This is a genomic window from Adlercreutzia mucosicola DSM 19490, from assembly GCF_000422625.1.
Classification (GTDB): Bacteria; Actinomycetota; Coriobacteriia; order Coriobacteriales; family Eggerthellaceae; genus Adlercreutzia; species Adlercreutzia mucosicola.
The window spans coordinates 97391-109161 of sequence record NZ_AUGK01000012.1 but is presented as its reverse complement, the minus strand read 5'-3'; the positions used below and the strand labels follow the sequence as shown (position 1 = coordinate 109161).

The window sequence follows — 11771 nt, the reverse complement described above, 5'->3', positions numbered from 1 at the left end:
CATCAACTGCCTGGTCATGCCGTCCGCCGAGCTCTCCCGCGGCCGCGGCGGCCCGCGCTGCATGTCCATGCCGGCCTGGCGCGAGGCCCTGTAGGCCCCACGCGCACCGGCGTCCCGTGCCGATGCCCCGGCACCGGCGCACTCTGCGCGGCATGATCGCCGCGCCCTGTTGAATCGTTAGTCGGGCGGCTGCCCCAAGCGGCCGCCCTCCCTTGAAAGGAATTACCATGCCTGTGAATCTTTCCGGCCAGTCCTACCTGCGCCTGCTCGACTTCTCCACCGATCAGATCGAGTACCTGCTGAAGCTCTCGAAGAACTTCAAGGACCTCAAGCGCACGGGCACCCCGCACCGCTACCTGGAGGGCAAGAACATCGTGCTTCTGTTCCAGAAGACCTCCACGCGCACCCGCTGCGCCTTCGAGGTGGGCGCCATGGACCTCGGCATGGGCGTGACCTACCTGGATCCCGGCTCCTCCCAGATGGGCAAGAAGGAGTCCATCGAGGACACCGCCCGCGTGCTCGGCCGCTTCTACGACGGCATCGAGTTCCGCGGCTTCGCCCAGTCCGATGTGGAAGAGCTCGCCGCCAAGGCCGGCGTGCCGGTGTGGAACGGCCTGACCGATATGTGGCACCCCACCCAGATGCTCGCCGACGCGCTGACCGTGCAGGAGAACTTCAACTACGACATCAAGGGCCTGAAGTTCGTGTTCTTCGGCGACCTGAAGAACAACATGGGCCGCTCGCTCATGGTGATGTGCGCCAAGCTGGGCATGAACTTCGTCGGCTGCGGCCCGAAGGACTGCTGGATGGACGAGGACCTCATCAAGACCTGTGAGGGCATCGCCGCCGAGAACGGCTGCACCGTGAAGTGCACCGAGGACGTGAAGGAAGCGGCCACCGACGCCGATGTCATCTACACCGACGTGTGGGTGTCCATGGGCGAGCCCGACGAGGTGTGGGCCCAGCGCATCGAGCAGCTGCAGCCTTACCGCGTGACCACCGAGATCATGGCTATGGCCAAGCCGACCGCTATCTTCCTGCACTGCCTGCCGGCCTTCCACGACACCAACACCACCACCGGCGAGGACATCGCCAAGCGCTTCGGCGTGACCGAGATGGAAGTTGAGGACGCCGTGTTCGAGTCGAAGCAGTCCAAGGTCTTCGACGAGGCCGAGAACCGCATGCACACCATCAAGGCCGTCATGTACGCCACCCTGCAGTAAACGCAGCGGACGCGCACATCTATGATACCCGGGGGCCGTGCGGAATCGGGAGGGATAACCGCGCGGCCCCTTGGGCGTTCTACCCATTTAGATTAAGGAGGGATAACTATGGCTGCTGAGAAAGGCAAGAAGAAGAGGGCGACCCTGTCGTCGTTCACCATCTTGCTCATTATCCTGGTGGTTCTGGCTGTTATCACGGTAATTATGTCCATGAGCGGCGTGGAGGGCATTCAGGGCGCCACCCTGTCCGGCGTGCTGACCGCGCCCGTGGCCGGCTTCAGCGACGCTTTGCCCGTCTGCCTGTTCGTCATGATCCTCGGCGGCTTTCTGGGCATCATCACCGAGACCGGCGCCCTGGACGCGGGCATCGCCGCTCTGGTGCACAAGCTGAAGGGCAACGAGCTGGTGCTCATCCCCATTCTGATGTTCATCTTCTCCATCGGCGGCACCACCTACGGCATGTGCGAGGAGACGGTGCCCTTCTACCTGCTTCTGGCCGCCACCATGGTGGCCGCGGGCTTCGACAGCCTGACCGGCGCGGCCGTGGTGCTGCTCGGCGCGGGCTGCGGCGTGCTGGGCTCCACGGTGAACCCGTTCGCCGTGGGCGTGGCCGTGGACGCCATGCGCGGCATCGGCTATGACCCCAACCAGGCCATCATCATCGTGCTCGGCTGCATTCTGTGGCTGACCACGCTCGCCATCTCCATCGTGTTCGTGATGCGCTACGCCAAGAAGGTGAAGGAGGACAAGGGCTCTACCTTCCTGTCGCTGCAGGAGCAGCAGGACATGATGAACGAGTGGGGCATGAAGGAGTCCGAGGTCGAGGGCGCCGAGGGAGACGCTGTGGCCAACGCGAAGATGACGGGCCGCCAGAAGGCGTCGCTCGTGGTGTTCGCACTGACCTTCGTCATTATGATCGTGTCCTTCATTCCCTGGACCGACCTGGGCGTTGACTTCTTCAACCTGGGCGCCACCTCCGAAGAGGTGACCACCACCGTGACCGGCGAGGAGCTGACCACTACCTTCGACGATGCCAACGACGGCGCTACCGTGACCACCCTGGCCACCCCCGTTGAGGCCACCTCCGTGGAGGAAGTGCAGACGTCCCCGGCCTGGTCGTCCTTCCTGACCGGCGTGCCTTTGGGCGGCTGGTACTTCGACGAGGCCTCCACCTGGTTCCTGCTGATGGCCCTCATCATCGGCGTCATCGGCGGCGTGTCCGAGAGCCGCTTCGTGAAGGCCTTCATCAACGGCGCCGCCGACATGATGTCGGTCGTGCTGATCATCGCCCTGGCCCGCTCGATCACCGTGCTCATGGGCCAGACCGGCCTGGACATGTGGATCCTCAACAACGCGGCTGCGGCGCTGACGGGCATGTCGGCGATCATCTTCGCGCCGCTGTCCTTCCTGCTCTACGTGCTGCTGTCCTTCCTCATCCCGTCCTCCTCCGGCATGGCCACCGTGTCCATCCCGATCATGGGCGGTCTGGCGCAGCATCTGAACTTCTCGGTTGAGACGATGATCATGATCTACTCCGCCGGCAACGGCCTCGTGAACCTGTTCACGCCCACCTCCGGCGCCATCATGGGCGGTTTGGCCCTCGCCAAGATCGAGTACACCACCTGGCTCAAGTTCGGCGCGAAGCTGTTCGTGGTCCTGGGCGTGGTGTGCCTCGTGATCCTGACCGCGGCCATGATGATCCTGTCGTAGCGTTTGCGGCCCTGCTTGCACGGGCAGCGCAGCCTCTGAGCGACCGCGCTTCGAGCGCTGGGCGCCGCTAGCAGAAGTACCCGGGCATTGCGCTCGGGTACTTCTGTGTTTCCCTGCGGTTCCGTGCTATTATGGCAGCTTATAGGCGCGAGCGGGTACGGCACAGCCCGGGCGCGCGAAGGAAGCTGGCTATACCGAAAAGGAAGTTGGATCAATGGAAATTCGCGAATCTCTCGAAGCGATCATCGACGCCGCCATCGAGGCGGCCCGTGCCGACGGCTCCCTGGAGCTGACGGAAGCCCCCGAAGCCGCCCTGGAGCGACCCCGCGACGAGGCCAACGGCGACTGGGCGAGCACCGTCGCTTTGCGCTGCGCCAAGCTCGCCCACAAGAACCCCCGCGAGGTGGCGCAGATCATCGCGGACCATATTCCCGCCAACGACATGATCGCCGCCGTGGAGATCGCGGGTCCCGGCTTCATCAACATCCGCCTGTCGGATGCGGTGCTTCAGGACGTGGTGCGCGAGGTGCGCGATAAGGCCGAGGACTTCGGTCGCGGCACTGTGCCCGAGGGCGAGCGTTACGTGAACCTGGAATACGTGTCGGCCAACCCCACGGGCCCCTTCCACGTGGGCCACGGCCGTTGGGCCTCGCTCGGCGACGCCATGGCGCGCGTCATGCGCCACGGCGGCTACGACGTGTACGAGGAGTACTACATTAACGACCACGGCAACCAGATGGACGTGTTCGGCAACTCCGTGAGCGTGCGCTACCAGCAGTTGCTCGGCCGCGATGTGGAGATGCCCGAGGCTTGCTACGGCGGCGCCTATGTGAAGGATATCGCCCAGGAGATCATCGACCGCGACGGCGACAAGTGGCTCGCCGTGTCCGACGAGGAGCGCCTGGAGGCCTTCCGCGAGATGGCCTACGAGCAGACCCTGGCCAACCAGAAGGCCGTGCTCGCCGGCTTCGGCACCACCTTCGACAAATGGTTCTCCGAGCGCTCCCTGTACGTGGAGGACGAGAACGGCCAAAGCCCCGTGTCCCGCTCGCTGGACGCCATGCGCGAGAAGGGCTACCTCTACGAGAAGGACGGCGCCCTGTGGTTCCGCTCCACCGATCTGGGCGACGACAAGGACCGCGTGCTCATCAAGGGCGACGGCGAGGCCACCTACTTCATGAGCGACGTGGCCTACCACTACGACAAGATGATGCGCGGCTTCGACCATCTCATCGATTTGTGGGGCGCCGATCACCACGGCTATATCAAGCGCTGCGAGTGCATGCTGGAGGCCTGGGGCTGGCCCGGGGCGCTGGAGGTGCAGCTCGGCCAGCTGGTGAACTTGTTCCGCGACGGCAAGGCCGTGCGCATGTCCAAGCGTACCGGCGAGATGGTCACCTTCGAGGAGCTCATCGACGAGGTGGGCGTGGACGCCACCCGCTACCTCATGCTGTCCCGCTCGGCCGACCAGCCCATCGACTTCGATATCGAGGTGGCCAAGAAGAAGGACGCCTCCAACCCGGTGTACTACGTGCAGTACGCCCACGCCCGCATCTGCTCCATCCTGCGCAAGGCGGCCGATGAGGCCGACGTGGCAGCCGTGGAGGCCGGACAGCTGACCATGGCCGAGCTGGCCGCGAAGGTGGCCCCCGAGGGCTGCGACCTCTCGTCGCTCACCCATCCCTCCGAGCTGGCCCTCATGCGCAAGATGGCCGACTTCGGCAACCTCATTGCCCTGGCTGCACGCGATCGCGCGCCGTTCCGCCTGACCCATTACGCCCAGGATCTGGCGGCCCTGTTCCATCAGTTCTACACCAACTGCCACGTGCTCACTGAGGACACGGCCGTGCAGACCGCGCGCTTGGCCCTGTGCGACGCCACCCGCATCGTGTTGGCCCTCACGCTCACGCTGCTGGGCGTTTCCGCTCCCCAGAAGATGTAGGTTTGGCGAGCGCGGGAGAGTTGCGTTAGAATAGCCAACGCATTCGGGGCTGTAGCTCAATGGTGGAGCAGGGGACTCATAATCCCTTGGTTCTCGGTTCGAGTCCGGGCGGCCCTACCAGCCTATGAGAAGGCCCCCGTCAGCGATGGCGGGGGCCTTTTTGATGCCCGAGGGAGCCGCTCGCGGGCGAGCTTCAGCCCGCCCGCAGGTGAGGGCCCCGCCCAGCGGGAGCGCGTGGCGCTTGCGCTTCTAGGGGTTGCAGCGCTTGCAGGGGTCGTAGCCCTGGTTGAGGATGTTCTCGCGGGTGTCCTTCACATCGGAGCGGTTCGCGTCCTTCATCTGCTTGACCGACGCGCAGCCGGGCACGTGGAACTTCTTCGAGTTGGTATTCAGCACGTAATCGGCCAGGCCCTTGTCCTCGGCGGGGTCGCTCTCGCCTGTCTCGGCCAGTGATCCGTCCGCGGGGGCGCCTGACACGTCGGGCAGGGGCGTGGCGTTGTCGGCGTGCATGTTGTCGCCGGTGGCGTAGTCGATCACCACGCCGGGCTGCACGTTGTAGACGAACACATTGAAGCTAACTCCGTCGCCGCCGTCTTCCACCGATTCAGCCATCATATGCACCCCTCGGGCCAGCATCTCGTCTCCGTCGAACACGGGCGTCACGCGCATGAGCACATGGTTGCCCGTGGCGCGCACGTAGTCGGCCACGGCATTCTCGAAGGGCAGCATGCCTTCCACGTTCATGTACCGGGTGCCGGTGATGAGGTTGCTCGTGTTGGCGTTCTCGCCGGTCAGCTGGAAGCCGAGCAGGTGACAGCGGTTGTAGAGGTACTTGCCGTCCACGAAATCGTACTTGGCTATCTGCCAGCCGGTGGGTTTCACCTCGCCGATGGAGCCGCGCTCCTCGGTGGGCATGGTCTCGGTGCCTACCACGGCGAAGGTGGTGGTGCAGCGCCCCTTCTCGTCCAGCTCGCCGTAGTGCTCGGTACCCGGGTTCGCGGCCCGCTCCTCGGCGGTGAAGGCCGGCTCGCCGTCGTTGACGTATACGTAGGGGTTGCCCTCGTAGGCCGGCAGGTCGCGGAAGGCGGGGGTGCTAGATGCGCCGGGACCCTCAGTGGAGGGTGGCTCGACGGCTGTCTCGGGGAGGGCGGCGGCATCGGTTGCGCTCGACTCCGGCTCCTCGGAGGCCGTGTGCTCGACCGCTGGCGATTCGGGGTCTGCCGTTGTCGAGGTTGTGGTCTCGGCGCTCGTGCCGCAACCGGCAACAGTGCAGGTCAGGACGATGGCTGCAAGTAGAGCCGCGAAGCGGGGGAGGAAAAGCGGCAAGGATTTCACGACTGGACTCCTTAGGTACAAAAAACGAGTTGAGACCCACCTTATCGCGAGCATTGCAGTTTGGGTACGAGAAAATGGACAAAATCGCCTCGAGTGAGCTCTTTATTGGGAAATAAGTGGTCTTTGAACGTGAAAAATCATCCTTTTCAGCTTGGAAAGAGGCATATTGGGCATAATGGGGCCCAAAAAAACAGGGATCGGGTTCACTCGAGGCGATTTTGTCCAAAAAGAGAGCAACTGCTCCATTAGGGGCCGCTTAAGCGGCTCCGAGCCCGGCCCGCTTGATCAAGGTTCCAGTGGCTTTCGGGTGCGTCGATTCGCCTGCCTGCTTGGCTGCCCGGAACGACTGTCGATGGGAGAGTCTATGGACGATATCTTTGCCCGCACCCGCCTGCTGCTCGGCGACGAGGGCCTGGCGCGTCTGGCCGCGTCCCGCGTGGCCGTGTTCGGTGTGGGCGGTGTGGGCGGCTATGCCGTGGAGGCCCTGGCCCGCAGCGGGGTGGGGGCTCTCGATCTGGTGGACAGTGACACGGTGGACCCGACGAACCTCAACCGCCAGATCATCGCCACCTTGCCCGCAGTGGGCCGCTCCAAGGTGGCTGTGGCCGCCGAGCGCGTGGCGTCTATCAACCCGGCTTGCACGGTGCGGCCCCACCGCTGCTTCTTCCTGCCCGAGACGGCCAGTCAGTTCGACTTCGCCGCCTACGATTACGTGATAGACGCCGTGGACACGGTGAGCGCCAAGATCGCCCTCGTGGAGACGGCCCGGGCGGCCGGTGTGCCCATCGTGTCGTCCATGGGGGCCGGCAACAAGTTGGATCCCACGGCCTTCCGCTTGGCCGATATCTACGAGACCTCGGTGGACCCGCTGGCCCGGGTCATGCGCCGCGAGTTGCGCCGCCGCGGCGTGGAGGCCCTCACGGTGGTGTACTCCACCGAGCCGCCCCGTGCCCCGCTGTCCGCTCCGGAATCCATCGAAGAAGGCAGCCGCCCCGCGCCCGGATCGGTGGCTTTTGTGCCCGCTGTGGCTGGCCTCATCCTCGGCGGGGAGGTGGTGCGAAATCTGGCGGGAACGGTTGGGAAAAATTAGGTCTTGCACAAACAGGAGGAGATGCCTATAATTCAACCTTGCGCGAAATGGTGGGTGTGGCCTAGTTGGCTAAGGCGCCAGATTGTGGCTCTGGAGATCGTGGGTTCGAGTCCCATCATCCACCCCAGCGCGCTTGAAAAATTGGGACTTGCGCAATACTTTGCGATGGTCTAAAATATTCAAGCGCTTTGCGCAAGCAGCACGTGCTCCGTTAGCTTAGTTGGTAGAGCAGGGGACTCTTAATCCCAAGGTCGAAGGTTCGAGTCCTTCACGGAGCACCATTTGAAACATCGAACTCCCGCACGGGAGTTCTTTTATTATCGGCCCCTTTCCCCCAGGTGAAGGGGTCGAGCAGACGGGCCGGTTGTCGCGTAGCGGCTGCGGCTCGCCGGAAATGTCCCTCTCTCAAGGAAGCCTATGGAATCGAAAACACTCTGCGAAACCTCTGACAAGCGCTTCGCGCTGCTCATCGACGCCGACAATGTGTCGGCCCGCTACATCAAGCCCATCCTAAACGAGTTGTCGAAGTACGGCACCGTCACCATCAAGCGCATCTACGGCGACTGGACGCTCACCCTCCATTCTAAGTGGAAGGACGCCCTGCTGGAGAACTCCATCACCCCCATCCAGCAGTTCGGCTACACCCAGGGCAAGAACGCCACCGACTCGGCCATGATCATCGACGCCATGGACCTCTTGTACACCGACAACGTGGACGGCTTCTGCCTCGTGTCGAGCGACTCCGACTTCACGCGCCTGGCAAGCCGCCTGCGCGAGAGCGGGCGCACTGTCATCGGCATGGGGGAGAAGAAGACCCCGGTGCCCTTCCGCCGCGCTTGCGACGTATTCACCACCCTGGAGCTTCTGGTGCAGAACAAGCGCGATCGCAATGGCGGCGGCAACGAGGTGCCCAAGGATGCCGTGGAGCAGGCCGTGGTGGACATCATTACCGACAATCAGAACAACGGGAAGGCCACCGGGCTGGGCGAGATCGGTAGCCGCTTGCAGAAACGCTACCCCGACTTCGACGTGCGCAGCTACGGTACGAACCTGCTGTCGAAGCTGCTGGAGGAATTCACGCGGGTGCGCATCACCAAGGACCACAGCTCGGTGACCGTGGAGCTGGCCGATGCACCCGAGGAGAAGGCCGACCGCGGCGAGCGGGCGGCGGAACGCGCGGGCGAGCGCGGGGCCGAGGGGGCCGGCGCGGCGGCTGAGGAGGACGTGCCGCCGAAGGGGTCGCGCCGGTCGCGTAGCCATCGCGGCACGCGGCGCGTGGCCGCGAAGCAGCCTTCGCTGATTGAGGGTGCCGCGCCCGTGGCGGCGTTGCCCCAAGGTGGGGAAGAGATGGCCGAGGCGGCGGCGAAGCCGGTGCCGGCGGGGGAGTCTCGGGTCGCGATCGAGGCCTCCGTTGCGCCGCAAGAGCAGGCGCCCGAGGTTGCCGCGAAGGCTGCGGAAGAGTCCGTGCCCGATGTGAAACCCGATGTGAAACCCGGTCGCCGTGCCCGCGCCGAGCGCAAGGCCAAGCAAGAGCGGCGTGAGGAGACCACAGCGGCCGCCGAGGCCGCCGAGGCTGTCGCGGTCGAGGAGGTCTCGCGCTCTGAGACCGATGCCGCCGCGCCGGCCCCCAAGTCGCGCCGCGGCCGCAGGACGACGAAGAAGGCCGCGGCCGCCGAGGCTGTTTCCGTTGTTGAGCCGGTCCCCGGGGTCGAGGCCGCTGCGGAGAATTCCACGCCCGAATCCGAGGTTGCTGTGGCCTCCAAGCCGCGCCGCGGCCGCAAGTCGGCCAAGAAGGCCGCCACCGAGCCCGCCGCCGAGGCTGTCTCTGCGAGCGAGAGCGCTCCGGAAACCGCTCCCGCGAGCGGAGCCGCCGCTGCGGCCTCCAAGCCGCGCCGCGGCCGCAAGTCGGCCAAGAAGGCCGCGCCTGATGCCTCGACGCCGGCAGGCTATATCTTGCAGCTGGTGAGCGACGCGGGCGCCGACGGCATCATGCTGTCTACCATCACCGATCGTGTGCGGGGTGAGTTCAAGGACTTCAAGGTGCGCGATCTGGGCTATCCGCAGATGCGCCAATACATGGCCTCCACGGGCGACTATGCTCTCGAGCAGAGCGGTCGCAACTTCCGCGTGCGGCTGGCCAAGTAGGGAGGCGCACCGCCGCTGAGAGCGGGCTGAAAGCCCGCCCCGAATCCCATTCCCGCGGGCATTCCTCTCATGGGCTCGCTGTGCCCCCCAACGTCCCTGAGCGATTCTCGGGGGCGTTGTTTTTCTGGATGAGGGGCGCCCGATCACAAACGTTGCCGCCTGTGGGATAAAATATCACATTTGAACAAAACGAAACGAACGAGAGGAATCCCATCCATGGAAGCCCTGACCCTCAGCTTGCTGCTGCTGGCGGCCGTGCTCGTGTCTTCCCTGCTTGACCAGATCATTCCCCGCGTCTCGCTGCCCCTCATCCAGATCGCGCTGGGCCTGGTCATCGCCATCGTCGCCGGCGGTGATGTGGAGGTGACCCTCGACCCCGAGCTGTTCTTGGTGCTGTTCATCGCCCCGTTGCTCTACGACGAGGCCAAGCACGCCGACAAGGTGGCCCTGTGGCGCGAGCGCAAGCCCGTGCTGTCGCTGGCCATCGGGCTGGTGGTCGCCACGGCGCTGGTCATCGGCTTCGCGGTGAACGCTATCGTGCCCTCCATTCCCCTGGCTGCCGCCTTCGCCTTAGGGGCGGCCCTGGGGCCCACCGACGCCGTGGCCGTCTCGTCGCTCTCCAAGTCGGTGGACATCCCCCCGCGCCAGGCCAGCATGCTGAAGGGCGAGCTGCTGCTGAACGACGCCTCGGGCATCGTGTCCTTCCAGTTCGCCATCAGCGCCGTCATCACCGGTACCTTCTCGCTGATGGGGGCTAGCTCCGACTTCCTCGTGGAGTTCGTCGGCGGCCTTCTGTTCGGCGTGGTTCTGGGCCTTTTGGGCAACTGGGTCGTGAAGACGGCCCGTTCCATCGGCGTGGAGAACACCAACTTCCACGTGCTGTTCGAGGTGCTCATCCCCTTTCTCATCTATCTGGTGTCCCAGGCCTTCCACGTGAGCGGCGTTATCGCCGTGGTGGTGGCCGGCCTCATCAACGTCACGTCGCCCAAGGGGGTCATCGGGCCCACGGTATCGCGCATGAATATCGTGTCGGGCAGCGTGTGGCACGTGCTGACCTATGCCCTGAACGGCATCGTGTTCGTGATGTTGGGCACCCAGCTGCCCAACGCCATGCACGACACCTGGGATAGCACGCGCATCGACAACGGCATCCTCATCCTGCTGGTGCTGGGTATCACGGCGCTGCTTCTGGGCACCCGCTTTCTGTGGGTGGTCGTCATGGACTACGTGCACGTGCGCCGGGTCGAGAAGCGCCGCTTCGTGAAGAAGGACGTGCGCAGCGCCCTTATCACCACGTTTGCGGGCGCCAAGGGCACCATCACCCTGTCCATCATGTTCTCCATCCCGCTGCAGATCGTCTATCCCGACCTGGCCTACCGCGTACCCTTTCCCCAGCGCGACCTGCTGATCTTCTTAGCCTGCGGCGTTATCGTGTGCACATTGCTGCTGGCTACCTACGTGGTGCCGCTTCTGGCGCCCAAGCGCGACGAGGGCGAGGACGAGCTGCGCCGTATCAATCAGGATGCGGCCACCACGATGGACATCATGCGTCAGGTCATCGAGATGCTCACGGCCCAGCAGACCAAGGAGAACCGCGCTGAAACCCAAGCGGTCATTCGCTCCTACAACGACCGCCTTGCGCGGATCAAGGCCAACAACGGCATTGAGGACGAGCTCAACGTGGCTTTGCGCTTGAAGGCGCTCGAATGGGAGTACGATCGGGCCATGGAGCTGATGGAGCGCGGCGTGGTATCCGGTGTGGTGGCCTATCGCTATATGGGGCGTCTTGAGCAGATGATGGACCTTCTCGAGCACGGGCGCGGGCGGGGGCGGCTGCGGCGCTGGAACGACCGCTTCCGGGCTTTGTGGCATCGGGGCCTGCGAGCGGTGTTGCGGGAGCTGCCGGGCAATACGGCTCTGGGCGAGCGCGCCGAGGATATGCGGTGGCTGCAGACGGCCACGCGCACTTATGCCATCGAGCATCTGGAGGAGGCTGTGGCCTCAAGCCAGGTGCCCACCGAGGATGCCGCCACGCTGCTCGTGGAGTACCAGCGCTCGGTGGCGGCCCTCCACAGCGCCCGTCCGTCGGTGACCTCGGTGATCGAGGTGGACGATTTGGCTGTCGCTATCAAGCGGAAGGCCTACGCTTACGAATTGGAGCAGATTCAGGACGCCTACGAGGACGAGCGCCTCTCCCGCGCCCATGCCCAGCGCATGCGCGAGAGCGTCCAGCTCATGCAGATGGATCTGGACGACACGGTGTAGGGGAGGATCTGGAAGGGCGGCTTCTAGTCCGCCCACGGCTTCTCTCTCACGCAAAAAGCCC

At 64.7% G+C, this 11771-nt stretch carries 8 protein-coding genes and 3 tRNA genes; 10 read left to right on the top strand and 1 reads right to left on the bottom strand.

The annotated features are described in order from the left end of the window. The 5 genes from G503_RS16370 to G503_RS0108190 all read left to right on the top strand — a co-directional run. Window positions 1-94 (top strand): arginine deiminase family protein (locus tag G503_RS16370; RefSeq protein ID WP_156891971.1); only part of this gene is annotated, 94 nt, incomplete at its 5' end. 133 nt (window positions 95-227) lie between these two features. Beyond that, window positions 228-1223 (top strand): ornithine carbamoyltransferase, encoded by a 996-nt coding sequence (gene argF / locus G503_RS0108205; protein ID WP_028027202.1) that lies wholly within the window; start codon window positions 228-230, stop codon window positions 1221-1223. Between the two features lie 108 nt (window positions 1224-1331). Next, window positions 1332-2933: a YfcC family protein gene (locus tag G503_RS0108200; RefSeq protein ID WP_169628156.1), complete on the top strand. Its 1602-nt coding sequence runs from the start codon at window positions 1332-1334 to the stop codon at window positions 2931-2933. Window positions 2934-3147: 214 nt separating this feature from the next. After that, window positions 3148-4875, top strand: a complete 1728-nt coding sequence (argS, locus tag G503_RS0108195) for an arginine--tRNA ligase (RefSeq protein ID WP_028027200.1) — start codon at window positions 3148-3150, stop codon at window positions 4873-4875. A gap of 45 nt (window positions 4876-4920) precedes the next feature. Continuing rightward, a tRNA-Ile gene (locus G503_RS0108190) sits at window positions 4921-4995 on the top strand. 129 nt (window positions 4996-5124) lie between these two features. Here the strand turns inward: G503_RS0108190 and G503_RS16885 are convergent. Then, window positions 5125-6210, bottom strand: a complete 1086-nt coding sequence (locus G503_RS16885) for a DNA/RNA non-specific endonuclease (RefSeq protein ID WP_028027199.1) — start codon at window positions 6208-6210, stop codon at window positions 5125-5127. Between the two features lie 364 nt (window positions 6211-6574). Between G503_RS16885 and G503_RS0108180 the strand changes: the two genes are divergently transcribed. From G503_RS0108180 to G503_RS0108160, 5 genes are all read left to right on the top strand, one after another. After that, window positions 6575-7300, top strand: a complete 726-nt coding sequence (locus G503_RS0108180; RefSeq protein WP_028027198.1) for a tRNA threonylcarbamoyladenosine dehydratase — start codon at window positions 6575-6577, stop codon at window positions 7298-7300. A 50-nt stretch (window positions 7301-7350) separates the two neighbouring features. Then, window positions 7351-7427, top strand: a tRNA-His gene (locus tag G503_RS0108175). Window positions 7428-7505: 78 nt separating this feature from the next. Next, window positions 7506-7581: transfer RNA gene (locus G503_RS0108170), tRNA-Lys, on the top strand. Between the two features lie 136 nt (window positions 7582-7717). After that, the gene (locus G503_RS15660; protein ID WP_051191061.1) at window positions 7718-9445 is read left to right on the top strand and encodes an NYN domain-containing protein; all 1728 of its coding nucleotides are present in this window, start codon (window positions 7718-7720) and stop codon (window positions 9443-9445) included. A 216-nt stretch (window positions 9446-9661) separates the two neighbouring features. Then, window positions 9662-11710, top strand: coding sequence for a cation:proton antiporter (locus G503_RS0108160; protein WP_028027197.1), 2049 nt, complete (start codon window positions 9662-9664; stop codon window positions 11708-11710). The last annotated feature ends 61 nt before the right edge of the window (window positions 11711-11771 follow it).